This window comes from Bhargavaea sp. GQ12 (assembly GCF_059758705.1).
This window is the reverse complement of the sequence record NZ_JCAXEU010000027.1, coordinates 1-25,595: the sequence shown is the minus strand read 5'-3', so window position 1 is coordinate 25,595 and position 25,595 is coordinate 1. Positions and strand designations below refer to the sequence as shown.

The window sequence follows — 25,595 nt, the reverse complement described above, 5'->3', positions numbered from 1 at the left end:
CTGCCATCCGACGAGCCCTCCTAGAGGTAATTGCTTTCTGCTTTCTCTTAATTTAAGAGAGTCATAGTCGGAAATCGCAAATCATGATTTCTTCACTTAAATGACAATAACCCTCTCCTCATGGATTCATATCTTTTGCCATACAAGCGCCGCCGCGGTAAGTTTAACTCAAATGAGAGGAGTGGCAGAAATGGCAGCAACAATCTATGACTTTGAAGTAGAAAAGACAGATGGCACCAAACAGGCACTCTCTGACTATGAGGGACAGGTTGTCCTAATTGTGAATACAGCCAGCAAATGCGGTTTCGCGAACCAGTTTGACGGCCTCCAGGCACTTTACCAAGAGTATCAAAATAAAGGCTTTACGGTTCTCGGCTTCCCAAGCGATCAGTTCATGAACCAAGAATTCAATGACATTGATGAAACGATGGAATTCTGCAGAAGGAATTATGGTGTCTCGTTCCCGATGTATGCAAAGGTTGATGTGAGAGGTAACAATGCGGATCCGTTATTCAAGTATCTGACCACTGAAACGAAGGGACTTCTCGGCGGAGACGTGAAGTGGAATTTTACGAAATTCCTTATCGGCAAGGACGGTCGCCCGCTTGACAGATACTCGCCGCAGACGAAGCCCGAGAAAATCAAAGGCGACATCGAGGATCAACTAAGCGAATAATGGGAATAATTTTACTTCAACTTGTTTCTTGACAGCCCAATTTCACGTTGATAACCTAACAATAATATTCAGCGATATGGGGGCGTAAAACGATATGTGGGAGACCAAGTTTGCCAAGGAAGGCCTGACGTTTGACGATGTGCTGCTGGTTCCGGCTGCATCGGAAGTATTGCCAAAAGAAGTGGATCTTTCTGTTCAGCTCACTGACAAGATCAGGCTCAACCTCCCGATTATCAGCGCCGGCATGGACACGGTGACCGAAGCCAAGATGGCGATCTCCATGGCGCGTCAGGGCGGAATCGGCATCGTCCACAAAAACATGAGCATCGAAGAACAGGCGGAGCAGGTGGAACAGGTCAAGCGCTCCGAAAACGGCGTCATCACGAACCCGTTTTATCTGACACCCGAGCATCAGGTTTTTGACGCCGAGCATCTTATGGGCAAATACCGGATTTCCGGTGTGCCGATCGTAAATAACGAGGAAGAACTCAAGCTCGTCGGCATCATCACGAACCGTGACATGCGGTTTATCGAAGACTATTCCGGTGAAATCAAGGACTTCATGACAAAGGATGACCTGGTGACAGCACCGGTCGGAACGACACTCGGAGAAGCGGAAAAGATTCTTCAGAAGTATAAGATCGAAAAGCTTCCGATTGTTGATGGAGAAGGCATCCTGAAAGGCCTGATCACCATCAAGGATATCGAAAAGGTGATCGAGTTCCCGAAAGCGGCGAAAGACACCCAGGGCCGACTGCTCGTCGGTGCCGCAATCGGAGTGACTTCGGATACGATGCTGCGTCTTGAGCAGCTGGTCAAGGCTGAGGTAGACGTCATCGTCATCGACACGGCACACGGTCACTCTAAAGGTGTCATCGACACGGTCAAGCAGATCCGTGAAGCCTATCCGGAACTGGACATCGTAGCAGGAAACGTGGCGACGGCAGAAGGTGCCCGTGCACTTTTCGAGGCCGGCGCGGACGTTGTTAAAGTCGGCATCGGACCGGGTTCGATCTGCACGACACGTGTTGTAGCGGGAGTCGGTGTTCCTCAGATCACGGCAGTCTATGACTGCGCGACAGAAGCGCGCAAACACGGCAAGTCGATCATCGCGGATGGAGGCATCAAGTATTCCGGAGACATCGTCAAGGCACTGGCAGCCGGCGGACACGTTGTCATGCTGGGCAGCCTTCTTGCCGGAACAACCGAAAGCCCGGGCGAAACGGAAATCTTCCAGGGCCGCCGCTTCAAGGTATACCGCGGCATGGGCTCCGTCGGGGCGATGGAACACGGCTCGAAGGATCGTTACTTCCAGGAAGATGCGAAAAAGCTTGTACCGGAAGGCATCGAAGGCCGCCTTCCATACAAGGGACCTCTTTCCGACACCATCCACCAGCTTATCGGAGGAATCCGGGCGGGCATGGGGTATGCCGGTGCAAAGGATCTTCAGGCCCTTCGTGAAGAGGCGCAGTTTATCCGCATGACGGGTGCCGGCCTGCGCGAAAGCCATCCGCACGATGTTCAGATCACCAAAGAAGCACCCAACTATTCCATGTAATGCAATTCATATGCCTTTTCGCCCCCGAGTTGGGCGGAAAGGCATTTTTTTCGTTGAGCAGCAAGCGGTGATGCCCGTTCTATGTTAAAATAAAGCGGTTGAAATAAGTATTTCGGAGGGACCACATTGAATCACAAGCTTAAGAGAATCCTTGCGATCCTCATGATCGTACCGGTTCTTATGATGACCATATTCGCGGCACCCGGCGCGGTGTCCGCGGAAGAAGACCTTGGCCTCCGTGTGGATGCCGCCATCCTGATTGATGCGGATACCGGGCAGATCCTATACGGGAAAAACGAGGATGCCACACTTGGCATTGCCAGCATGTCCAAGATGATGACCGAATACCTGCTGTTTGAGGCGATCGAGGAAGGACGGATCACCTGGGAGCAGGAATATACGGTATCGGATTATGCCTATGCCGTGTCACAGGACCGCCGGCTGAGCAACGTTCCGCTGCGCAACGGCGAGAAGTATACGATCCGTGAGCTGTATGAGGCGCTCGCCATCTATTCGGCGAACGCGGCGACCATCGGCATCGCGGAAACCCTTGCCGGTTCGGAAACGAAGTTCATCAAGCTGATGGACGAAAAGGCACAGGAACTTGGCCTGAAAGACTACAAATTCGTCAACTCGACCGGTCTGAACAACTCGTACCTGCAGGGCATGCACCCGCAAGGCACAGGCGAGAATGACGAAAACGTGATGCCGGCCAAATCGGTGGCGCTCCTGGCCTACCATTTGCTGAAAGACTATCCGGAAGTTCTGGAAGCGACCAGCGTACCGAAAAAAGTGTTCCGCGAAGGTACATCAGATGCCATCCAGATGGATAACTGGAACTTCATGCTCCCGGGCTTCGTGTATGAATATGAGGGCGTGGATGGCCTGAAGACAGGGACGACCGACCTGGCGGGCCACTCCTTCACAGGAACGGCGAAGCGGGGTGACACTCGCCTGATCGCAGTTGTATTAAAAGCGGTCGACGAAAAAGGAAACGGTTCCTATAAGGCGCGTTTCGATGCGGCACGTTCGCTGTTCGATTATGGTTTCAATCAGTTCATGAAAGCTGAAATCCTGCCTGCAGATCATGCGTTCAAAGGAAACGAAGCGCTTCCTGTGAATAAGGGCGAGGAAAAAGAAGTGAAGATCGGCCTCACGGAGCCGGTCACGATGCTTGTGAAATCCGCCGACCAGGACAAGTACACTGCGGAATTCGTTGCAGATGAATCCAAGATGAAGGCCGGCGAGCTTGAGGCGCCGGTCAAAGAAGGCACTTCTGTCGGGAAGGCCAACATCGTCCATGCCGATGGGCAGCCAGTTTACGGCAATGTGGACGGGACTCCTGCCTCTTTCGATGTTGTGACAAAGGAAGCCGTCGAAAAAGCAGGCTGGTTCTCACTGACACTCCAGGCGATCGGCGACTTTTTCGCCGGCATCTGGGACAAGTCCACAGGATGGGTGAAGGGTCTGTTCTGATCCTTTTGATACGAAAATAAAGACGGAACGGCTGAATTAGGCCGTTCCGTCTTTTTTGATGCCCCATGCATCCATCAGAAGGGAAATTGCCCCCGGAATATCGTTTTCGGGAATACTGCCGAAGCCGAGAACAATTTCGGGAAGATATTCACGCTCCGTCCTGACGATGGAGTAGGCTGACGCCGACTGGACATGGATGCCGGCATCCGCAGCCCGCCGGACAAGCTCTTCGGCGCTCCAGGAGGTCCTTACAGTGAGCCTGAGATGCATGCCCGCCTGGCTCTCCTCATGACTCACAAAGCCCGCATATGGCCCCAGCGCCGCCGTAAGCGCTATGTACTTGCGCCGGTAAACCTTACGCATCCGGTTCAGGTGGCGTGAGAACGAGCCGTCTGCCATGAAGCCCGCAAGCATCTGCTGCTCCAGCCGGGGGACAGTCGACGAATAATGGGCGAACAATTCGCTGTATCGTTCCAGAAGGGGCTCAGGCAAAACCATATAAGCGATTCGCAGGGATGGCATGAGTGATTTTGAAAACGTACTGAGATAAAGGACGCGCCCATGGCGGTCCATTCCCTGAAGCGCGGGCACCGGGATTCCCCCGTAGCGGAACTCACTGTCATAATCATCTTCAATAATGATGCGTCCGGGCTTTTCCGCCGCCCAATTCAACAAACGGTTCCTGCGGTTGGCTGAAAGCACCGCGCCTGTAGGGAACTGGTGGGCGGGTGTGACGTAGACGGCATCAGCGCCCGATTCCTCCAGGACACCGACGTCTATCCCCTGCCCGTCCACGGAGATGGGAACGGTCATCCGGTCATTCTGACGGAACAGATGGTGCGTAAGGGGGTAGCCGGGGTTTTCGACGGCATACACGGTAAACGGTCCGAGAAGTCGGATAACGAGCGGCATAAGCTGCTCGGTTCCCGACCCGATGACAATCTGCTCGGGCGTGCAGCGGACACCGCGGGAATGGTTCAGGTACGTCGCGATCTCCCGGCGCAACTCCGGATCGCCATGCGGGTGGCCGAGAAGCAGGAAATCTGCCGATGCCCGGTCAATTATATTCTTGGCCTGGCGCCTCCACTCGTCAAACGGGAATGCCCCGGTGTCGATGCGTCCCGGGGAAAAATCATGGCGGTACTTTTTTTTCTCGGGCAGGAGGGGAGGAGCTTCTTTCTGATTATCGGCCGGCTGGGCGTAGGCAAGTTCGCCGATATCCTGCACGTAAAACCCGCTTCTCGGCTTTGAAGTAATATAACCTTCCGCCAAAAGCTGCTCATAAGCCAGTTCAACTGTTGTGTTGCTGACGCCGAGGTGTTCGGCGAACTTCCGTTTTGAGGGCAGCTTCGAGCCGACCGGAAGGGAATTTTCCAGGATCATACGGCGGATGCCTTCATAGATCTGGGCATAGATCGGGCCGCCGCCATCTCTTCTAATCGGGACAATAAGCATCGATATTCCATCCCTTCTGTAAATCTGACCTTGCCATTTTGTCTTGAACTGGTCATTTCAATATGGTCACATTTCATTATAATCGAATATGAAGTCAGAACATAGCAAAAAAGGGGAGACGATCATTCATGCAATTCCAATACGGCGGCGTCATTATGGACGTCATTAATGCAGAACAGGCAAAAGTGGCGGAAGCCGCAGGCGCGGTCGCGGTCATGGCGCTTGAGCGAGTACCTTCAGATATCCGTGCTGCGGGCGGTGTCGCCCGGATGGCGGACCCGCGCATCATCGAGGAAGTCAAAAATGCAGTGTCCATTCCGGTCATGGCAAAAGCAAGAATCGGCCATATCTCGGAGGCGCGCGTGCTGGAAGCACTTGGGGTCGATTATATCGATGAGAGTGAAGTGCTGACACCGGCGGACGAGGAGTTCCACCTGCTGAAAAGCAACTTCGGCGTGCCGTTCGTGTGCGGTGCACGCAATCTCGGTGAAGCCGCGCGGCGACTCGGTGAAGGGGCCCGGATGCTCCGGACAAAAGGTGAGCCGGGCACCGGAAACATCGTCGAAGCGGTCCGCCACCTCAGGAAGGTGAATGCCCAGGTCAACCGCATCGTCCACATGAATGATGATGAACTCATGACAGAAGCCCGCGACCTCGGAGCACCTTACGATGTGCTGCTCGCGATCCGCGAGACAAAGCGGCTGCCGGTCACGAATTATGCAGCAGGCGGTGTGGCGACGCCCGCGGATGCTGCGCTCATGATGGAACTCGGCGCGGACGGCGTCTTTGTCGGCTCCGGCATCTTCAAATCGGACAATCCTGAGAAGTTCGCGGAGGCTATTGTACAGGCAACACAAAACTATAAGGACTATGCGCTTATCGGCGAACTGTCCAAGGGAATCGGAACACCTATGAAAGGGCTCGAAATCGGTGCGCTTGCGGCTGGTGAGCGGATGAGCGAGCGAGGCATCTGAGTATTAAGGCACGGCCGGAGAAGATTTTATCCGGCTGTGTTTTTCTATAGGGAATATCACCCTCTTCATATGAGAGTCTCTTTTATTCAAATAATTTCTGGAAGACTTTGGGTGAATTTATCCTTAATGAATTACCATTTATTATGAAAACAAAAGAACGCCGGATATAAGTGGAAAAAGAGTTTTAACAGCCTATTCAAATGATTCTGAACTCCATCTATGATGAAGTCCTACCGTACATACGGAGACATCATTGATCAGGGAGTGAAGAGGAAATGAACAAACGAAAGCTTGCAGGGATCGGAGCGGCAGCCATCATGGCGCTGTCGCTCGCCGCAGGGCCGGCGTCGGCAGACGGACAGGGCGTATCGGTTTCGAAAAATGAGGCTCTGAACGTTCCGCATCTTGTTTCGGGAGAACTGACGAAGCCGTCCGCCAAGCCGGCGGCTTCCATTGTCCTTGATTACCTGAAGAAGGAAAAGGACCTGTTCCGGTACAGCGGGGAGGCAGCCTCCACATTTGAAGTCCTTTCCGAAGAAAAGGATGAACTGGGCTACACCCATGTTCGTCTTCAGCAAAAGCATATGGGAACATCGGTCTTCGGCTCTGTGCTGACCGCACATGTGGACAAAAACGGCGTGTTGACCGCTGTCTCCGGAACGGCAGTGCCAAACCTGGAGAAGAAGTCGTCACTTGCCGGCCAGAATAAGGTCACGAAGGCGGATGCCTACGGAATCGGCAAGGAAGCGGTCGAGAAAAAGCTTGGCGACAAGGTGGACAAGTTCGAGAACGAAGAGCGTCCTGAACTTGTCATCCATGCGTTGGACGGGGAGGCGCGCTATGCCTACCAGATGCGGTTTGAAGTGCTCGACCCGGCTCCGGGGAACTTCCTCGTATTTGTCGATGCCAAGACAGGGGAAATCATCGAGAGCCTGAACGAAATGCATGAGGCAAAAGGAGGCAAGAACAAAGGCGGCACAGATGCCATCAGCGGCACGGTCGTGACCGGCTCCGGAACAGGTGTCCTCGGGGACTCCAAAACGTTCAAGACGTTCAGCACGGCCGACGGCTACTATCTGTTTGACGGGACGCGAGGGAACGGCATCTACACGTATGACGGACGGAACCAGACACGCATCCCGGGATCCCTATGGCTGGATGCGGACAACCGCTTTAATACTTCCTATGACCGGGCAGCGGTCGATGCCCATACGTACGCCGCTTGGACATACGACTATTTCCGCAATGTCCATAACCGGAACAGCTATGACAATGCGGGTGCGGAACTTGTATCGACCGTGCACTACGGACGCAGCTACAACAACGCAGGATGGACAGGTTCCCAGATGGTCTACGGCGACGGGGACGGATACAATTTCCGGGCATTCTCAGGCTCGCTCGACGTGGTCGCCCACGAACTGACGCATGCGGTCACCGACTTTTCCGCGGACCTGATCTACCAGAACGAGTCGGGTGCGATCAACGAGTCGATGTCGGATATTTTCGGCACGCTCACTGAGTACCACTTCAACAACAACCCGGACTGGCTGATGGGCGAGGACATTTACACGCCAGGCACACCGGGTGACGCGCTCCGTTCAATGGCTGATCCGACACTTGCCGGAGACCCGGACCACTACTCCAAGCGCTACACGGGCACGCAGGACAACGGAGGCGTGCACATCAACTCCGGCATCGGCAACAAGATGGCCTATCTCCTCGCCAACGGCGGCACCCATTACGGCGTGAAGGTCAACGGAATCGGCAATGACAAGGTCGGAAAGGTCATGTACCGCACGCTCACGCAATACCTGACTCCGACGTCGAACTACAGCCATTTCCGCGCCTCGGCAGTACGCGCGGCAACCGACCTGTACGGTGCGTCCAGCGCAGAAGTCGCTTCCGTGAAGCAGGCGTTCAGCGCGGTCGGCGTCTACTGAGTCCCGCTTGCCAATTCCCCCCGTTTATAGTACAGTGAGGATAATTTCACACTTGAGACGATGAGGGGAAGCAGTAGCGGGAAACGCCTTTTTCAGAGAGCCGGCGGGTGGTGCGAGCCGGCAGGGGCGTCCGTGAATCCGTCCCTGAGCAGCCGGGCTGAACCAAGCAGTAGGCCCGGCCGGCGCATGGACCGTTATTCCATTGAGCGGGCCGCGATCTGCGGCCAATCAGGGTGGCAACGCGGGTGGCTCTCGTCCCTTTTTTAGGGGACGGGGGCTTTTTTGTATGCACACGGAACCCCCTCATCGCCGGAAAACCAATGAATAGGAGGCGGCAACATGCTGGATATCAAGTATGTAAGGGCACATTATGAAGAAGTCAAAGAGAAACTGTCAAAACGCGGGGAGGACCTGGCTGATTTCGAACGCTTTGGAGAACTCGATACCCGCCGGCGCGAGCTGATCACGCAGGTCGAGGAGCTCAAGGCGGAGCGGAACGAATCGTCCCAGAAAATCGCCGAGATGAAGCGCAATAAGGAAAACGCCGATGAGGCAATCAGGAAGACACGAGAGCTCGGCGACCGCATCAAGGAACTGGATGCAGAACTGAACACCGTCGAAGAGGACCTGAACTACATCATGATGCGCGTGCCGAACATTCCGCACGATAGCGTACCTGTTGGCGAGAGCGAGGACGACAACGTCGAAGTGCGCAAGTGGGGCGAACTGCCGGAATTCGGCTTTGAAGCGAAGCCGCACTGGGAAGTCGGAACCGATCTCGGCATCCTGGATTTTGAACGTGCCGCGAAGACGACGGGCAGCCGGTTTGTCTTTTATAAAGGCGCCGGAGCCAAGCTTGAGCGTGCGCTTGCCGCGTTCATGCTGGATCTCCATACGGAAGAGCATGGATATGAGGAGATGCTGACGCCATACATGGTCAACCGGGCAAGCCTGACCGGCACCGGTCAGCTGCCGAAGTTCGAAGAGGATGCGTTCCTCATCGAAGAGGAGGATTACTTCCTGATTCCGACGGCGGAAGTTCCGGTGACAAACTTCCATCGCGACGAGATCCTGAGCGGAGCCGACATGCCGCATGCCTATGCCGCGTACAGCGCGTGCTTCCGTTCGGAAGCGGGATCTGCCGGCCGCGACACCCGCGGACTCATCAGGATGCACCAGTTCAACAAGGTTGAGCTCGTCCACTTCGCCAAGCCTGAAGACTCGTATGAGACACTTGAGAAACTGACAGGTCATGCGGAGAAGGTGCTGCAGCTTCTTGGACTGCCGTACCGCGTCCTTAAGATGTGCACTGCCGACCTCGGTTTCACCGCTGCGAAAAAGTATGATATTGAAGTTTGGATCCCGACACAGGGTGTCTACCGGGAAATCTCGTCGTGCTCGAACTTCGAGGACTTCCAGGCCCGCCGCGCGAATATCCGCTTCCGCCGGGAACAGGGTGCGAAGCCTGAATTTGTCCATACGCTAAACGGCAGCGGGCTTGCCATCGGCCGCACCGTCGCCGCCATCCTCGAGAACTGCCAGCAGGAAGACGGTTCGGTGATTATCCCTGAAGCACTCCGTCCTTACATGGGCGGCAAAGAGAAAATCGAAGCTAATTAAACTTAGAAGCCGCACAGCCTGTCCAAAGGCTGTGCGGCTTTTTTCCCGTTCCTGCTTTAAGAAACGTCTAATATCAGGCATGATTGAAGCTAATGTTAGGCTGATCGAGCAGCAGGGAAGCTGATTTTGGGCTGAAGGGTCAGAACGTCCCCGCCTGCTCCATTTCCATCATTACTCTCCCTGCTCCATCTCACGTTCCCGGCGGGCCAGCTTCTCTGCTTTCCGCCGTTCGCGGATGCTTCGGAAAAAGTTTGTGAGAAGGGCACCGCATTCTTCGCCGAGCACGCCTTCGGTGACTTCACACCGATGATTGAATCGGGGGTCGTCGAGAAGTCGGTAAAGCGAGTCGACGCAGCCTGCCTTCGGATCGCGCGCACCGTACACGACTCTCGGTATACGTGACTGCAGGATGGCTCCCGCGCACATCGGGCAAGGCTCAAGGGTGACATAGAGGGTAGTGTCTTCCAGGCGCCAACTGCCGGTTTTTCGGCATGCCTCGGTGATGGCTGCAAGTTCGGCGTGTGCCGTCGCTTCCTGGTCCTGTTCGCGCAGGTTATGGGCGGCAGCGATGACTTCGCCGTCCAGGACGATGACGGCACCGATCGGGACTTCGCCGATCGCTTCAGCCTTTTCAGCCTCGAGGATGGCCATCTCCATGAACTGCCGGTCCTGTTCAGTCGGGGCGTTATTTGTTAACGGTTCGTTCCTGTCCATCCCGGAACCTCCTGAATAAATGGATTTCTCCCTAGTGTATCACGCTTTTCCGGTTCCCGGCATATGATGGACCGGACTGCCCAAGGAGGGAAACAGATGATTCATGTTGTCAGACAGGGGGATAGCCTGTATACGATTGCCCGGCAATACGGAGTGCCGGCGGCGGACATCGCCTCGGCAAACGAACTGCCGGATCCCGACGTCCTCGTTGTCGGGCAGGCGCTGGTCATCCCCCAGACGCCGCCAGAGGACCGGCCGGAGATCACTGTAAATGGATATGCGGAGTGGTACACTGCAACACCGCCTGCCTCACTTATCGATGAAATCCGGAAAAGGGAAGGGCTCCTGACCTATGTCATGCCGGCGGGCTACGAAGTGCGGCGTGACGGTTCGCTTGTCCTGTTTGACTGGGGCGGGATCGAAGAAGCGGCGGAGGCAGCGGGGGCCGAGACGGCGATTGTCGTCATGAACCTGGAGGAAGGCGCATTCAGCCGGGAAATCGCTGAAGCGATCTTTGCGAGCGAAGCCGCACAGGAGCGGCTGATCGGTGAGATCAACACGCTTGCCCGTGAAAAGGGCGCGAAAGATGTCCATATGGATTTTGAGTTTTTGGGAAGGGAAAACCGGGATGCGTACACCGCTTTTCTCAGGAAACTAAAGGGACGGCTCGACCCGGGACTCACGCTGTCGGTCGCGCTTGCACCCAAGACGAGCGCCGACCAGCCGGGTGTCTGGTATGAGGGGCATGACTACGGAGCAATTGGCGGCGTCGCGGATTTTGTCGTCGTGATGACCTATGAATGGGGCTATAGCGGAGGTCCGCCGATGGCTGTGTCGCCGATCGGACCTGTCCGGGATGTGCTCGAGTTTGCGATAAGCGTCATCCAGCCAAGCAAGATCCTTATGGGCCAGAACCTGTACGGATACGACTGGACACTGCCGTTCGAACCGGGAAACCCTCCGGCGCAGGGCCTGAGCCCACAGGCAGCCATTGCCCGCGCCCGGGAACGCAATGCAGCCATCCAGTATGACGAGACGTCACAGGCGCCGTTTTTCAACTACTGGAAGGACGGAAGAGAGCATGTGGTCTGGTTCGAGGATGCCCGCTCCATCAAGGCGAAATTCGACCTGATCAAGGAATTGGGCCTGATGGGCATCTCCTATTGGCACCTGTCATTCCCGTTTCCGCAAAATTGGCGTCTGCTCGACGAAATGTTCCACGTGAAACAGTTGTGAGCCGGCATCCATCTTCTACCGGAGATGGACCCGGTTTTTTTCGTATGCCGACAACGCCGCCTGTGATAAAATGAAGTGTCAACTTATGAAAGGGAGGGAATCCGGATGCATGTTCCGTTTATCGCGGTCGAAGGGCCGATCGGTGTCGGCAAGACGTCGCTCGCCAGCGAAATCGCGGAAGCGCACCGATTCCGGCTGCTGAAGGAAATCGTGGATGAAAATCCGTTCCTCAATAAATTCTACGAAGACATCGACGAATGGAGTTTCCAGACAGAGATGTTCTTCTTGTGCAACCGGTATAAACAGCTCGGCGACATTAAAAAAGTGCTGGAAGACAGCCGGCCCGTCGTCGCGGATTATCATATTTTCAAGAACCTTATCTTTTCGGGAAGGACACTGAAGGATGAGGAGTACACCAAGTACGAACAGATCTACAGCATCCTGACGGCCGATATGCCGATGCCGAATATCATCGTCTACCTCCATGCGGGACTGGATACCCTGATGGAGCGCATCGCCATGCGCGGCAGGGAATTCGAAAAAAACATGGACCCGGAATACATGAAGCAGCTATCGGCAGACTATGAAGTTTTCATCGACCGGTTTGAGGCGGCGCACCCTGAGATTCCGGTGTTGCGTTTTAGCGGGGACCGGTACGATTTTGTCCATAATGCAGAAGACCGGAAGTACATACTGGAACAGATTGACCAGGTGATCGGAAAGGAAGTAACAGAATGAACCTCAGAGAAAAATACAACATCCCGAAGCATGCCGTCATCACGGTGGCCGGGACTGTCGGCGTCGGGAAGTCGACGATGACCCGTTCGCTTGCCGATGCGCTGAATTTCCGCACCTCTTACGAGAAAGTGGATTCCAATCCTTATCTTGAACGCTTCTATAATGACTTCGAGAAATGGGCTTTCCATCTACAGGTATATTTCCTCGCTGAGCGTTTTAAGGAACAGAAGCGCATGTTCGAATACGGCGGCGGCTTCGTCCAGGACCGGTCGATCTATGAGGACACCGGCATCTTCGCCCGCATGCATTACGAGAAGGGGACGATGGACCCTGTCGACTACGGCACCTACACCGAGCTGTTTGAAGCGATGGTGATGACGCCGTACTTCCCGCACCCTGACCTGCTGATCTATCTGGAAGGATCGTTTGACCATATCCTCGAGCGGATCAAAGAGCGCGGACGGCCGATGGAGCAGGCGACTCCAATTGCGTATTGGGAAGAGATGTACGAGCGCTATACCCGCTGGATCGACTCGTTCAGTGCCTGCCCGGTGCTGCGCCTTGACATCAAGGACTACGACCTTCTGAAGGATCCCGACGCAACCGAGGACATCGTGGAGCGCATGGCATTCTTCATGAAGCAGGCCAATCTGCTGGAAAAATAAAATGACAAAAAAGCACCGCCCATTCCGGAATTATCCGGATGGGCGGTGCTTTCTGCTTTTCTTATCGAAAGGTATGGGCATGGGCGGGGACGAAGAACTCGTCGTATACCGCACGCAGCGCCTTTTCTTCGTCTTCTTTTTTCACGCCAAACACGATGGAAACTTCTGATGACCCTTGGTTGATCATCTCGATGTTCGTGCCTGATCCGGCAAGCGCCATTGCGGCACGGGCCGCGAGCCCCTTTGAATAGCGCATCGTCTCACCGACGAGCACGATCATCGAGTAGTCGGAGCTGATGTGGGCATCATCAACCTTCAGCTCGTCAAAGCAGCGGCGCAGGATGCGTTCTTCCTTATCCGGGGTAAGGAACTTGTTCCGGATGATGACGGACATGTTGTCGATCCCTGTCGGGGTATGCTCAAAGGAAATCTGCTCATCTTCAAGAATGCCGAGCAGGCGGCGTCCAAAGCCCATCTCGCGGTTCATCAGGTACTTGTCGACATATAGCGTGCTGAAGCCGCTGTCCGCCGCAATGCCGATAACCGGCTGGGTCTTGCAGTCACGTTCTTTCACGATCAGTGTGCCCGGGGCAGCAGGGTTATTGGTGTTTTTGATGTTGACGGGGACAGAGTGGGTAAATGCCGGCATGAGCGATTCGTCATGAAGCACGGTGAAGCCGTTGTATGCAAGCTCCCGCATTTCCCGGTATGTCATTTTCCCGATCAGTGCCGGGTTTTCAACGACGGTCGGATTGGCTGCGAAAACACCGTCCACGTCGGTGAAGTTCTCATACATGTCGGCGCCGGTTGCAGCAGCCAGGATCGCACCTGTGATGTCGGAGCCGCCGCGGCCGAATGTGCATAGGACACCGTCTTTTGTATAGCCGAAAAAGCCGGGAAAGACGATGACACGATGATCATTCTTGAGTTCGGACAGGCGTTCGTAGGATTCAGGGGCGGCCATGCCGTCACCGGCAGGCCCTTCGACGATGAGGCCCGCTTCCTTCGGGGACTTGTAGACCGCCTCGATGCCGATCTGGTTCAGATAGGCCGCGATCAGCCGGGCGTTGTTGTCCTCGCCGGCGGCTTTCATCAGGTCCATGAAGCGTCCTGCGTGCGGCCGGTCGGCTTCAAGCCGTCCGCGGAGATCTTGCTCGACGGTGGATGCGAATTCAGCGCCGATACCGAGCCCTTCCGCAATCAGCCGGAACCGTCCGACCACTTCGGAAAGAAGAAGATCCGTGTCTTTATTGTCAAGGGCAGCGTCCGCGAGGCGGATCAGCATATCAGTGACTTTGCGGTCTTCCGGATACCGCTTCCCGGGAGCCGAAACGACAACGATCCGTCGGGTGCGGTCGGATGAGATGATGCCGGCAACCTTCATGATCTGTTCCGCCGACGCGACCGAAGTACCACCAAATTTACACACTTTCATCTCATCAGATCCCATCTCTTTGAATTTCATTTCATAACAGAATGAATTGTTTTAAAATATAGTACGGAGGGGTTGTTTCTGTCAACCTACCCGACTATAATGTCCTTATGCAATGAACATATGTTTTTTTATAGCGTACATTTATCCGGAGGTGGCGTCAACATGGAAACAAACAACACAACTGCGAAACGTTGGAAAGGCCTGATCGAAGAATACCGGGAGTGGCTGCCGGTTACGGAGGACACGCCTTCCCTCACCTTGCAGGAAGGAAATACGCCGCTTATCCGGCTGGACAATCTGTCCCGTGAGTGGGACATCGACCTGTATGTAAAGACTGAGGGTGCCAATCCGACGGGTTCGTTCAAAGACCGCGGAATGGTCATGGCCGTCGCGAAGGCAAAAGAAGAGGGCAAGTCGGCGCTGATCTGTGCATCCACGGGCAATACGTCCGCGTCGGCCGCGGCATACGGCGCACGTGCCGGCATGCGCACGGTAGTTGTCATTCCGGAAGGCAAGATTGCTCTCGGGAAGCTGGCGCAGGCAAAGATGTACGGAGCTGAAATCCTTGAAATTGAAGGAAACTTTGATGAGGCGCTCCGGATGGTCCGGGAGACGGGCGGGGACGACATCGCGGTCGTGAACTCGGTTAACCCGTATCGCCTGGAAGGACAGAAGACAATCGCATTCGAGGCGATCGAGCAGCTTGGGAAAGTGCCGGACGTATTCGCGCTTCCGGTCGGGAACGCGGGCAACATCTCGGCCGCATGGAAAGGGTTCAAGGAATATGCGGAAAAGCGGGGAACGGACCGCCCTCAGCTGCTTGGTGTCCAGGCGGCCGGTGCATCCCCGATCGTGAACGGTGCGCCGGTGGAGCAGCCGGAAACGATTGCGACCGCCATCCGCATTGGAAACCCGGCAAGCTGGCAGCTTGCTGAAGCAGCGCTTGCTGAATCCAATGGAAATATCCTCGCCGTGACGGACGAGGAGATCCTTGAAGCTTACAAACTGATCGCATCCCGCGAAGGGGTGTTTGCCGAACCGGCATCATGCGCGACGATCGCCGGCATCAAGAAGCAGCTGGAGTCCGGAGGCCTGAAGCGGGGGGCGACGGTTGTTGGCGTCCTGACCGGCAACGGGCTGAAGGATCCCGACACTGCCATCCTGGCCAATCAGGACAGTAAGCCGATCACCCAGGAAGAATTCGAGACATTCATCAGCGGCATCAAGGCGGAGGTCCGCTGATGGGCCGGCCGACGCTCGCCATCCGGGTGCCGGCCACGACGGCAAACCTGGGGCCCGGATTTGACTGTGCGGCAATGGCGCTCACCCTCTATATGGAAGTGGACGCCGAAAGGGCAGCCCTTTGGGAAGTGGTCTATGAAGGGGAAGAATACGCCGGACTTTCAGGCGGGGAAGAGAACCTGATCGTAAAAACGATGCAGGAAACCGCACGACTGAGCGGAGCGGAGGCAGAGCCGTGCCGGCTCACCGTCCATTCGGACATCCCGCTGGGCAAGGGGCTCGGCAGCAGTGCCACCGCGGTTGCGGCGGGTATCGAGGCGGCTGACCATCTGTACGGACTCGGGCTCACTGTCGAGGAGAAAGTCCGGATCGGCAGCGGCATCGAGGGCCACGCCGACAATGTCGTCGCAGCGATCATGGGCGGAGCGGTATTTTCCCATTACCTGGACGGACAAGTGGAGACGGTTCATATCCCGCAGCCTGATATCGGGGGCGTCGTCCTCGTTCCTGCCCGTCCGCTTGCGACAGAGGAGTCGCGCGGACTGCTTCCGGAAAGCCTGGGTCATGCAGATGCGGTATGCGGCAGTGCGGCGAATGGCGTGATGGCAGCAGCGATTGCAACCGGGGACTGGCAACTTGCCGGCCGGATGATGGAGCGGGATGTGTTCCACGAGCCGTACCGGACCCAGCTGTTCCCTGACTTTGAAAGGATCCGCCGTTTTGCCCGCGAAGCCGGCGCGTTCGGCACGGCCGTGAGCGGCGCGGGGCCGTCGGTGTTTGTCCTGGCGGAAGCCGGGACGGAAGAGCGGCTTGCGGAGCGGCTTGCAGGGGAATTCCCTGCCTACCGTCCGATGGCGGTTCGGGCATCATCAGCCGGTGCTGCCGCCATCGCAGTATAAGCTTGATCGGAGGAACCGGAAATGCTGCTTTACTTTTGATCATCCGCTCTTTTATCCAATTAAAAGAAAAAGGAGCGGATCAGATTGAAATTGGAATATAGGACAGACACAAGTGGAATCACAACCGGCATGCTTGAAGGATTTTTCGTCGGGTGGCCAAATCCACCGTCGGAAGAGGCCCATCTCCGGCTGCTTCAGGGAAGCAGTCACCGGGTGATCGCGGTCGACAGGGAAGCGGGAAAGGTTGCAGGCTTCATCACCGCAGTGAGTGACGGCGTCCTGTCGGCTTATATCCCCTTATTGGAAGTGCTCCCCGGCTATCAGGGGAAAGGCATCGGACAACAGCTGGTCCGCAGGATGATCAGTGAACTGGATCACCTCTACATGATTGACGTCTGCTGCGATGACGACGTCGTTCCATTTTATGAGCGGTTCGGCATGTACCGGACAAACGGCATGATCCTCAGGAATTATGACCGTCAGTCGGGAAACTAAATTGAAATGAGAAAGGAGCAGGCCTGTGACAGGCCTGCTCCTTTTAGGGCTCTGCGGGAAGGGTTCCTATGCGGAACTTTAATTTTTCGGTGGAACGCGCCGGCCCGATCACCCGGTCTGCGAGCCTCCGGCAATTGTCATCATCAAAGTATTGGAAGTACTCGCCGGCCTTTTTGTAAAACGGATTCGTGTTATCTCCTGCCGTGATGCGGCCCAGGAGTGCTGTCACATCTCTCAGGCTTTTCGCTTTATAGCCGTACAGCTCACCGTCCAAATCCAGATAGGTCCCGCGGTGCTGCTCCATTTCTTCCTGGTCGAACATATAAAAGATGATCGGCTTGTTCTGGTAAAGGAAGTCCCAGGAAACACTCGTGTAATCGGTCAGTAGCATGTCCGCCCGGACGACCTCTTCCTTGATTGAAATCTCATCAAAGGAATAAAAGCGGATTCGCTCCTGTCCCGGGAGTTGCCGGAAAAACCGTTCAAACCGCTTCATGAAGGGGTGGAGCGCTACTTTTACGTTCAATTCCCTGTCACGTACGAGCCCCAGGAAAGCCGGATCATTCAGGAGCCCGGTCGTCCTCCGGAAGTAGTCACTTTCCATAAACGCCTCCTCGGACAGGCCGAACAGCCACTCGCGCCAGGTCATCATGACCAGGATGTCTTTTACCTCCGGTGCGGGGCTGTCCGGCTCCAGCCGGTCAAACCGCGCCATTCCGGTCGTGATCAGTTTTTCCTCGGGGGCGCCCCAGCCGTTCTGCTTGATGCGCTTCTCGTACGGGGATGCACAGTTAAAATAATCCGTCCGGCGGAGAAGCGGTTTGTCTTCCGGCAGAATCAGGATTTTCTTGAAGCCTTCGATGCCGTGGCTGATGTGGGTCATCACGGTTTTTTTGTTCAGATGGATATACCGGTCGATTCCGGGTGCGATGTCATACAGAAGGGAATGTCCATGGAAAGTATACGCTGCCCGGAAAAACAGCAGATAGTTTTGGAAGCTTCCGAGGGGGACGGCATTCGGAATCTGCTCCTTTCGGACGTAATCTGTGGATGGGTCATACATCCAGTACACATCCAGATCCGGGCGTTCGCGGATCAGATAGTCGTGGAAGACCGATGCATTATCTTCATATTTTTCGCCCAGGTTCCCTCCGACCAGGACGATATCCCGTTTCGGACGGGAAAGGACGGCGGCAAGCGCGCGGGCGGCTGCCACCTTCGCTCCGACTTCAGCCGGGCGGTACCATTTATCTTGTTTCAGCCCCATTACATCCCGCCTTTCTTTCTATTCTTCCTTAACATTACCTTAACATTACCCGATTCTCTCTTTTTCTATTAACACTCCCTTAACATTACCCGATTTTAGGCGGAATATGCCAGAATTTGTTTAGTTATCAGTAAAGTAGGGTATACCTATATACTACTCTGCGTTTTTCAGAGGGGAGATTAGTAGAAAGGGGTTGTCCATCTGATTATGACTAAAAAAATATTGTTTATTTCAGACCATGGAGATCCTCTGGCGAAACTTGGAGGAAAGCAGTCGGGAGGCCAGAACAACTATGTCCGCCAGCTGGCGGAAGCCCTGGCCGAACGGGGTCTGCGCGTTGATGTCGCCACACATTGGAGCGACCCGGACACACCGCAGGTCGAGCGGTTCGGCGGCGGCTCGTGCCGGGTGATCCGGATTGCGGCCGGCCGCAAGGAGTTCGTGCCGAAATCCGATATGCTGGATCTTCTCCCCGCCTTCTATAAAGAGATGAAATCCATCATGGACCTGGATACCTATGACATTATCCATACCCACTATTGGCTTTCCGGCCTGCTCGGCCTCATGATCCGTGATGAATACGGCACCCGTATTGTCCACACTTCCCACTCGCTCGGTATTGCCAAGGCAAAGGCGACCGGCCAGGTGGAAGAGGCAAGGCTCAGAGCGGAAAAAGAAATCCTGGGACGGGCAGACCGTGTGATCGCAACGACCCCGACTGAAAAAGAGATGATTCTGGACTTTGCGGGTATACGTTCGAGTGTGTCAGTCGTCTCAATCGGAGTGGACCGTTCATTTGAGCGGCCGTTTTCAGCAGCAAAAGGTGAATCGCCCCTTTTCGTCTATGCAGGGCGTTTCGAGCAGACAAAAGGGATCCTGACACTCCTGCGCGCATTCCGCATATTCCTGCGTCACGGCAGGGATGCAAGGCTCATTTTAGCCGGAGGTGCAGCGGAAGACATTCATCCCCGCAGCGGACTCCCGCTAAAGGCGCGTCTCCGGACGGCGGTTGCGGGGATGGAGGACCGGGTGACTTTCCTGGGTCCGCTCAGCCAACATGGACTTGCCGATCTGTTCTGCCGCGCGACAGCCGTTATTGTTCCGTCCTACTACGAATCGTTCGGCATGGTGGCTGCGGAGGCGCAGGCCTGCGGAACTTCGGTTATCGCCTCTGAGGTAGGCGGGCTGCAGGACGTCGTGCAGGACGGACGGACCGGTCTTCTCGTCTCTGCAAAAAACCCGGCCGAATTGGCACGGGGCATGAGGCGGATCGCAGCAAATCCTGAATTTGCAGACCGTCTCGGCAGGCAGGCGTTGAAACGTGCGAGAAAAGCATTTAACTGGCAGGCGATTGCGGCTGATATCCATGACATATACGAGGTGTTGTACCGTGCAGAAGATCCGGTATTTGCTGGCGACTGACCTGGACGGCACGTTTGTCGGAGATGCGGCAGGGCTCCGAGAACTGCTTGACCATTATGATTCTCTTCCCGAGCGTGTCGCTCTTGCCTATGTGACGGGCCGCCACCGGGCTTCGGCGATCGGACTGATCCGTGAGGAGGGGCTGCCGGTTCCCGATATCCTCATCACCGATGTCGGCACCTCGGTTTTTGCAGGGCCGGATCTTTCTGAAGACCCGGGATGGAAGCGCCGGATGACGGAAAGCTGGGACCCGGAAGCCGTTCGTCGGACTGCGGAGGAGATTCACGGCCTCCGGCAGCAGGATCTTCCGGACACGAGGCGGGTCTCTTTCTTTTCCGAAGGCGGAAGGCCGGCGGAAAAGCTCGGCAAGGCCCTTGCAGAGAGGGGCATTCCGCATACGTATATTTTCAGCTCGGGCCGTGATGTGGACATTCTGCCTGAAGGCGGCGGAAAGGGAGAAGCGCTGCGCTACGTGATCGGCAAGTATGCGGACGAAGATGCCCGTATCCTCGTCGCAGGTGATTCCGGCAATGACCTGGACATGCTCATGCTCGGATATCCGGCGGTGATGGTCTCGAATGCCCAGCCGGAACTTTTGGAGGCGGAAGGCCATGATGCGCTTTTCCGGGCTACCCGTCCCTGTGCGGGCGGGATACTCGAGGCTTGGATGCACTTCCACGGAGAGATTGCGGAATTATAGAGGTAATCGAAGGCTTGCCCGAGAGTGGCGGGCTCTTTTTTGTTAACCGTCCTGACACCATATGAATAAGATAGCCCGTCTGAATGTTTGGGGAGGATCATCCATGGAAAGGTATCATTGCCGATGCCCCGGTATGGGCGGCATGCCCTTGGGGTTTATGGCTGTTCCGATGGTGCCCGTGCCGATGGCCGGGACGGGAAACCTGGTTGCCGCTGAAGCCGCCGGGCTAAAGGCCGATATGCGCCTTTTCTGGGAACAGCATATTGCCTGGACCCGGATGACCATCATCAGCCTGGTGTTTGATTTGCCTGACGCGGAATTCACCGTCACCCGGCTGCTCCGGAATGCGGAGGATATGGGGAACGCGATCAAGCCGTTTTACGGCGAGCAGGCCGGAGAGCGGTATGCGGCCCTCATCAGGGAGCACCTCACCATCGCGGCCGATCTGGTAATTGCGGCAAAGGCCGGCGAGACTGAAAAAGCCGAACAGATTGAGCGGGACTGGTACCGGAACGCAGATGAAGTCGTTGAGTTTCTCAGCAGGGCGAACCCCTATATCAGCAAGGGGGAATTGAAGTCGATGTTTTATGAACACCTTGCCCTGACCAAGCTCGAGGCCGTGTGCATGATCATAGAAAACTTTGAGCTGGAAGTTGAAGTTTATGACCGGATCGAATCGGCCGCTCTTGAAATGTCTGATATGATTTCTGACGCGATTATCCGGCAGTTCGGTCTTTGGTTGGGAAGGAAAAAATGAAAAAGCCGCCGGCATCGGCAGCCGGCGGCTTCATTAATTTATGTAATGGTGTTTTGGTTGTTTTAAATTTTCAATCATGAATTGGGAGAAAAAATCGTTGCATCAGCAACGTATTTTTTCTATCTCAACTTTATGCGCGTGTTTGTGAAATGGCGGAGGAGGAGGGATTCGAACCCCCGCGCGGTGTTACCCGCCTCTCGGTTTTCAAGACCGACCCCTTCAGCCAGACTTGGGTACTCCTCCATGTCACGGAAATTAATTTATCATGAAGGGATGCCGGTGTCAACGGAGACAAAAGCTTGAGGTTGATTTTTTTTCTTCCAGGCCGTATAATGAATCTCGCCGTGCTAGGTGGGAAGGTAGCGGTGTCCTGTAACCCGCAATCCGCTCCAGCGGGACTGAATCCCTTTCCGAGGCCGTTGTCATGCAAGGCCTGCCTTCTGCACGTAGTGTAGACGTTTGGGTCCTGCGCAATGAGGCCCCATGAACCATGTCAGGTCCGGAAGGAAGCAGCATTAAGTGGGTAACCCCATGTGCCGCGGGGCAGCCTAAACCGAGCCAACGACAGGAGTAACGCTTGTGTGCATCGGTCGAAGAAAGGTGCACGGCATTTAATAGACATGTAATCAGCCCGTCCGGATCAGATCCGGACGGGCTTTTTGTATACATAAAAACGGCCTGCCCGGCCGGGAGAAGATAGGGGCGCGGGGAACAGCCGTATGGTATAATTGAGGTATTGAAAATGAGTCCGGAAGGAGGGAGCAGCACATGTATCAGGCGTTCTACAGGGCCTACAGGCCACAGGCATTCGGAGAGATGAGCGGGCAACAGCACGTCAGGCAGACGCTGCAGAATGCCCTCCTCCAGGACAAGACGACCCACGCCTATCTGTTTTCGGGGCCAAGGGGAACCGGGAAGACGAGTGCCGCCAAGATTTTTGCGAAAGCACTGAACTGCGTCCAGGCGCCGACAGATGAGCCTTGCAACGAATGCGATTCCTGCCGCGGAATTACGGACGGTTCGGACACGGACGTCATTGAGTTCGATGCCGCTTCCAATTCCCGGGTGGAAGAGATCAGGGAGATCATCGAGAAGGTGCGGTTCGCGCCGTCCCATTCACGTTTTAAAGTGTATATCATCGATGAGGTGCACATGCTCTCGAACAGTGCATTCAACGCCCTGCTAAAGACTCTTGAGGAGCCGCCGTCGCACGTCGTCTTTATTCTTGCGACAACCGAGCCGCACAAACTGCCGCCGACAATCATTTCGCGCTGCCAGCGCTTCGACTTCAAGCCGCTATCGCGAACGGATCTGAAGGATCGGATGGAGCAGGTGCTTGAAGACAGCGGAATCTCCTATGAGGAGCCGGCTCTGAAAGTCATCGCCCAGGCGGCTGCGGGCGGCATGCGCGATGCGCTCAGCATGCTAGACCAGGCCGTATCGTTCGGCGGCGATGACGTCACGGCTGAAGATGCGGTTATGGTCACAGGCTCGATCGGCGAGGAACTGTTCCGCGAAATCGCGGAGGCGCTCTCAGGCAAGGACGCTGCAGGTGCGCTGTCGTTATTGGAGCGGCTTGTTTCTGAAGGAAAGGATGTCGTCCGCCTCGCCGAGGATCTGATCACATTCTTCCGCGATCTGCTTGTCATGAAGGCGGCGCCGGGTATGGCGGATTTGCTTGAGATCATCTCAGAACCGGACGCATTCAAGCCGCTATCGGAAGCACTTCCTGAAGGGCGTCTATATGCATTCATCGGCATCCTGTCGGAAACGCAGCAGGAAATGCGGTTTTCAAACCATGCAAAGGTGTATCTGGAGGCGGCTTTCCTCCGTATGATCCAGGCAGAAGGAAACCTCGCGTCCGCGGCGCCAGCTTCTCCGGGGACCGGTGAAGGCATGGAGGAACTGCAGCTGCAGGTGAGCCGGCTGGAGCAGACGGTGGCTGACCTGACCCGCCGTCTTCAGCAGGGCATCCCTGCTGCCGCAGAAGGTTCTGCTCCGGAGCGGCGCCGTCCGGCACCAAAGTCGAAAAACGGCTATCAGGTGCAGGAGGGGCGTATCCGGGACGTTCTGGCAAACGCCACGAAAGAGGATATCAGGGCGATCAAGTCCAACTGGGCGTCCATCCTCAATGACATGCAGAAATCACAGGCTGCATTATTGAATGATGCCGAACCGGTAGCAGCGTCGGAAAAGGCGTTTGTGTTAAAATTCAAATATGCGATCCACTGCGGGATGGCTGCGGGCAACCCGGAATTTTTGGCTTCACTTTCGCAGGGGCTGTCCGCCCGGGCCGGAAATGCCTACGATCCCATTTTCGTACCCGAAGAGGACTGGCTCCGGATCCGTGAAACATTCATCCGTGAGAACGGGCTCAAGAAACCGTCTGCCGGTGAAGACAGGGCAGAGGAATCCGGTTCAGACGAGGCCGCGGCGGAAGAAGCGCTGTCCTTCCTGGAGGAGGCGGGCGCCCCTGTGCAGGATCCGCTGGTCGGCGAAGCCGAGAAACTGTTCGGCAAAGAAGCTGTCAATGTGTATGATGATTGATCATTACTTAAATATTGAGGAGGAAAACAGATGCGTGGCATGGGCAATATGCAAGGCATGATGAAACAGATGCAGAAGATGCAGAAACAAATGGCGGAGGCACAGGAAGAACTCGGCGAAAAGCGCCTCGAGGGTACAGCCGGCGGAGGCATGGTCAAGGTGATCGTCTCCGGCCATAAGGAAGTGCTTGAAGTGACAGTTGATCCATCTGTAGCAGATCCGGAAGATGTAGAGATGCTTCAGGACCTGATCGTCATTGCGACAAACGATGCACTGAAGCAGGCCGACGAACTGACCAACTCGACAATGGGCCAGTTCACAAAGGGCCTCAACCTCCCGGGTATGTTCTGAGATTTCCGTCTCTTATATTTTTTGAGGAGGATGGAACCAGATTGCATTATCCTGAACCGATTTCCAAGCTGATCGACAGCTTTATGAAGCTGCCGGGAATCGGGCCGAAAACGGCCGCCCGGCTTGCATTCCACGTATTGGACATGAAAGAAGACACAGTGCTTGAATTTTCCAAGGCACTCGTCGATGCAAAGCGTGACCTCACGTTCTGTTCGGTGTGCGGGCACATAACCGACACGGATCCGTGCCGGATCTGCAAAGACGAGTCCCGCAACAAGACGATGGTCTGTGTGGTCCAGGAGCCAAAGGATGTCATCGCCATGGAAAAGATGCGGGACTTTAATGGCCTGTATCATGTACTCCACGGTGCGATTTCACCGATGGACGGTATCGGACCGGAAGACATTAATATCCCGGACCTCCTGAAGCGCCTGCAGGATGAGACGGTCCAGGAAGTGATCCTGGCGACTAACCCGACGATCGAAGGGGAAGCGACAGCCATGTATATTTCCCGGCTCATCAAGCCGTCCGGCATCCGCACGACGCGCATTGCCCACGGTCTTCCTGTCGGCGGCGACCTCGAGTACGCGGATGAAGTCACACTTTCCAAGGCGCTTGAGGGCCGCAGGGAACTCTGATATCCAGAAAAGAAGGAGTGGCACCGGATGTTCGGCCGCAAGAAGAAACTCAAGCGCGAGTATGATGAACGTCTGATCCGTCTCCTCGCAGAAACCCATGAGGAATGGCTGCAGGCAAAGGAGATCGAGCGCCAGGCGGCTCGCTTCGATGACGAGGGCATCGCCCGCACACAACGGCTGATGGCTGAAGCCCGCCACTTTTACCTATATAAAGAGGCGAGATTGCGTAACATATCCCTTAAGCAATGACGGACGGCCCCGGCCGCCGTCTTTTTTGGTATACCGGCAGGCTGCCCTGCATACAGTAGACACGGAGTGAAAAAACGGAAAAAGGATGGGATCGGTCCTGAAACTCGCCATCGGCATTGCGGCCGGATTGTTCATCCTCCTCGTCCTGGTCCGCAACAAGCGGCTTCTATATATAGCCGCGGAAAAACTGTCCGTCTTCTGGTTCCGTCTGGCCGCCGCTTTCCTGGTCCTGTTCCTTCTGAACGTCGGCCTGGGGCTGCTCGGTTTTTTTGTGCCGGTGAATCTGATGTCCGGCCTCATGATCGCCATTCTGGGAATCCCCGGCGTTGCGTCGGTCTGCGCGCTCTCCGTCCTTTTATAGGAGGAAGAGCGGAAATGCAGATCGGCGCTTGACTTTTTATCCTTACGATCGTATAGTAGGGAAGTTGCTTTTTTCAGGAGCGAAAAAGATATAAAAAGTTAATCGCTTTTTGTTGACATCCTGAAACGGGCATGATATTATAATTAAGCTGTCGCAGAGAGATGCACCGCGACGAGCAAC

At 55.5% G+C, this 25,595-nt stretch carries 24 protein-coding genes, 1 tRNA gene, 1 other RNA gene and 1 other annotated feature; of the genes, 21 read left to right on the top strand and 5 right to left on the bottom strand.

All coding sequences use genetic code 11. The features are described from left to right. Positions 1-190: 190 nt before the first annotated feature. The 3 genes from AC6CHQ_RS15545 (at position 191) to AC6CHQ_RS15535 (ending at position 3,710) form a co-directional block, all read left to right on the top strand. Positions 191-676, top strand: coding sequence for a glutathione peroxidase (locus tag AC6CHQ_RS15545; RefSeq protein ID WP_498082022.1), 486 nt, complete (start codon positions 191-193; stop codon positions 674-676). Positions 677-770: 94 nt separating this feature from the next. Continuing rightward, positions 771-2,234: an IMP dehydrogenase gene (guaB, locus tag AC6CHQ_RS15540; protein ID WP_498082021.1), complete on the top strand. Its 1,464-nt coding sequence runs from the start codon at positions 771-773 to the stop codon at positions 2,232-2,234. Between the two features lie 126 nt (positions 2,235-2,360). Then, on the top strand, positions 2,361-3,710 hold the full coding sequence (locus AC6CHQ_RS15535; RefSeq protein WP_498082020.1) for a serine hydrolase: 1,350 nt from the start codon (positions 2,361-2,363) through the stop codon (positions 3,708-3,710). Between the two features lie 36 nt (positions 3,711-3,746). Here AC6CHQ_RS15535 and pdxR read toward each other — a convergent pair whose 3' ends face one another. Beyond that, on the bottom strand, positions 3,747-5,165 hold the full coding sequence (pdxR, locus tag AC6CHQ_RS15530; protein ID WP_498082019.1) for a MocR-like pyridoxine biosynthesis transcription factor PdxR: 1,419 nt from the start codon (positions 5,163-5,165) through the stop codon (positions 3,747-3,749). A 101-nt stretch (positions 5,166-5,266) separates the two neighbouring features. Here pdxR and pdxS point away from each other — a divergent pair, with 101 nt between their 5' ends. The 3 genes from pdxS (at position 5,267) to serS (ending at position 9,699) form a co-directional block, all read left to right on the top strand. Then, positions 5,267-6,139: a pyridoxal 5'-phosphate synthase lyase subunit PdxS gene (gene pdxS, locus AC6CHQ_RS15525; protein WP_498082023.1), complete on the top strand. Its 873-nt coding sequence runs from the start codon at positions 5,267-5,269 to the stop codon at positions 6,137-6,139. A 275-nt stretch (positions 6,140-6,414) separates the two neighbouring features. After that, the gene (locus AC6CHQ_RS15520) at positions 6,415-8,079 is read left to right on the top strand and encodes a M4 family metallopeptidase (RefSeq protein ID WP_498082018.1); all 1,665 of its coding nucleotides are present in this window, start codon (positions 6,415-6,417) and stop codon (positions 8,077-8,079) included. A gap of 51 nt (positions 8,080-8,130) precedes the next feature. Then, positions 8,131-8,342, top strand: a binding site (T-box leader). A gap of 76 nt (positions 8,343-8,418) precedes the next feature. Next, entirely contained in the window at positions 8,419-9,699 is a 1,281-nt protein-coding gene (gene serS, locus AC6CHQ_RS15515; RefSeq protein WP_251240634.1) for a serine--tRNA ligase, read from the top strand. A 171-nt stretch (positions 9,700-9,870) separates the two neighbouring features. Here the strand turns inward: serS and tadA are convergent, their stop codons facing one another. After that, complete coding sequence (tadA, locus tag AC6CHQ_RS15510) at positions 9,871-10,413, bottom strand: tRNA adenosine(34) deaminase TadA (protein ID WP_251240633.1); 543 nt, start codon at positions 10,411-10,413, stop codon at positions 9,871-9,873. A gap of 96 nt (positions 10,414-10,509) precedes the next feature. Here tadA and AC6CHQ_RS15505 point away from each other — a divergent pair, with 96 nt between their 5' ends. From AC6CHQ_RS15505 to AC6CHQ_RS15495, 3 genes are all read left to right on the top strand, one after another. Further along, positions 10,510-11,649 carry a glycosyl hydrolase family 18 protein gene (locus AC6CHQ_RS15505; protein WP_251240632.1) on the top strand — a complete coding sequence of 380 codons (1,140 nt, stop codon included), beginning with the start codon at positions 10,510-10,512 and terminating at the stop codon, positions 11,647-11,649. Between the two features lie 105 nt (positions 11,650-11,754). Continuing rightward, positions 11,755-12,387 (top strand): deoxynucleoside kinase, encoded by a 633-nt coding sequence (locus AC6CHQ_RS15500; RefSeq protein WP_251240631.1) that lies wholly within the window; start codon positions 11,755-11,757, stop codon positions 12,385-12,387. Continuing rightward, positions 12,384-13,052, top strand: a complete 669-nt coding sequence (locus AC6CHQ_RS15495) for a deoxynucleoside kinase (protein WP_251240630.1) — start codon at positions 12,384-12,386, stop codon at positions 13,050-13,052. Before AC6CHQ_RS15500 ends, AC6CHQ_RS15495 begins: the two co-directional genes overlap by 4 nt. A 61-nt stretch (positions 13,053-13,113) precedes the next feature. Here AC6CHQ_RS15495 and AC6CHQ_RS15490 read toward each other — a convergent pair whose 3' ends face one another. Beyond that, on the bottom strand, positions 13,114-14,487 hold the full coding sequence (locus AC6CHQ_RS15490; RefSeq protein ID WP_424237991.1) for an aspartate kinase: 1,374 nt from the start codon (positions 14,485-14,487) through the stop codon (positions 13,114-13,116). A 162-nt stretch (positions 14,488-14,649) separates the two neighbouring features. On the opposite strand from AC6CHQ_RS15490, the gene thrC reads away from it, so the two are divergent. The 3 genes from thrC (at position 14,650) to AC6CHQ_RS15475 (ending at position 17,123) form a co-directional block, all read left to right on the top strand. Continuing rightward, a complete protein-coding gene (gene thrC, locus AC6CHQ_RS15485) occupies positions 14,650-15,729 on the top strand; it encodes a threonine synthase (protein WP_498082017.1) in 1,080 nt (359 codons plus the stop codon). Continuing rightward, positions 15,729-16,628 (top strand): homoserine kinase, encoded by a 900-nt coding sequence (gene thrB / locus AC6CHQ_RS15480; protein WP_498082016.1) that lies wholly within the window; start codon positions 15,729-15,731, stop codon positions 16,626-16,628. The genes thrC and thrB overlap by 1 nt, the downstream gene beginning before the upstream one ends. A 129-nt stretch (positions 16,629-16,757) precedes the next feature. Then, on the top strand, positions 16,758-17,123 hold the full coding sequence (locus AC6CHQ_RS15475) for a GNAT family N-acetyltransferase (protein WP_251240641.1): 366 nt from the start codon (positions 16,758-16,760) through the stop codon (positions 17,121-17,123). Positions 17,124-17,166: 43 nt separating this feature from the next. On the opposite strand, the gene AC6CHQ_RS15470 is transcribed toward AC6CHQ_RS15475, so the two are convergent. Continuing rightward, positions 17,167-18,390: a CDP-glycerol glycerophosphotransferase family protein gene (locus tag AC6CHQ_RS15470; protein ID WP_498082015.1), complete on the bottom strand. Its 1,224-nt coding sequence runs from the start codon at positions 18,388-18,390 to the stop codon at positions 17,167-17,169. A gap of 207 nt (positions 18,391-18,597) precedes the next feature. Here AC6CHQ_RS15470 and AC6CHQ_RS15465 point away from each other — a divergent pair, with 207 nt between their 5' ends. From AC6CHQ_RS15465 to AC6CHQ_RS15455, 3 genes are all read left to right on the top strand, one after another. After that, positions 18,598-19,812, top strand: a complete 1,215-nt coding sequence (locus tag AC6CHQ_RS15465) for a glycosyltransferase (RefSeq protein WP_498082014.1) — start codon at positions 18,598-18,600, stop codon at positions 19,810-19,812. Then, entirely contained in the window at positions 19,781-20,512 is a 732-nt protein-coding gene (locus AC6CHQ_RS15460) for an HAD family hydrolase (protein WP_498082013.1), read from the top strand. Before AC6CHQ_RS15465 ends, AC6CHQ_RS15460 begins: the two co-directional genes overlap by 32 nt. A 103-nt stretch (positions 20,513-20,615) precedes the next feature. After that, the gene (locus tag AC6CHQ_RS15455; RefSeq protein WP_498082012.1) at positions 20,616-21,269 is read left to right on the top strand and encodes an acetylglutamate kinase; all 654 of its coding nucleotides are present in this window, start codon (positions 20,616-20,618) and stop codon (positions 21,267-21,269) included. A 150-nt stretch (positions 21,270-21,419) separates the two neighbouring features. Here the strand turns inward: AC6CHQ_RS15455 and AC6CHQ_RS15450 are convergent. Beyond that, positions 21,420-21,512: transfer RNA gene (locus AC6CHQ_RS15450), tRNA-Ser, on the bottom strand. Positions 21,513-21,611: 99 nt separating this feature from the next. Between AC6CHQ_RS15450 and ffs the strand changes: the two genes are divergently transcribed. From ffs to AC6CHQ_RS15420, 6 genes are all read left to right on the top strand, one after another. Next, positions 21,612-21,877: signal recognition particle sRNA large type (gene ffs / locus AC6CHQ_RS15445), an RNA gene on the top strand. Positions 21,878-22,037: 160 nt separating this feature from the next. After that, the gene (gene dnaX, locus AC6CHQ_RS15440; RefSeq protein ID WP_498082011.1) at positions 22,038-23,816 is read left to right on the top strand and encodes a DNA polymerase III subunit gamma/tau; all 1,779 of its coding nucleotides are present in this window, start codon (positions 22,038-22,040) and stop codon (positions 23,814-23,816) included. A gap of 30 nt (positions 23,817-23,846) precedes the next feature. Further along, a complete protein-coding gene (locus AC6CHQ_RS15435; RefSeq protein ID WP_092056147.1) occupies positions 23,847-24,167 on the top strand; it encodes a YbaB/EbfC family nucleoid-associated protein in 321 nt (106 codons plus the stop codon). A 41-nt stretch (positions 24,168-24,208) separates the two neighbouring features. Then, positions 24,209-24,805 carry a recombination mediator RecR gene (gene recR / locus AC6CHQ_RS15430; protein ID WP_092056143.1) on the top strand — a complete coding sequence of 199 codons (597 nt, stop codon included), beginning with the start codon at positions 24,209-24,211 and terminating at the stop codon, positions 24,803-24,805. Positions 24,806-24,832: 27 nt separating this feature from the next. After that, entirely contained in the window at positions 24,833-25,054 is a 222-nt protein-coding gene (locus tag AC6CHQ_RS15425) for a YaaL family protein (RefSeq protein WP_251240622.1), read from the top strand. 85 nt (positions 25,055-25,139) lie between these two features. Further along, complete coding sequence (locus tag AC6CHQ_RS15420; RefSeq protein WP_251240735.1) at positions 25,140-25,415, top strand: pro-sigmaK processing inhibitor BofA family protein; 276 nt, start codon at positions 25,140-25,142, stop codon at positions 25,413-25,415. Positions 25,416-25,595: the final 180 nt, after the last annotated feature.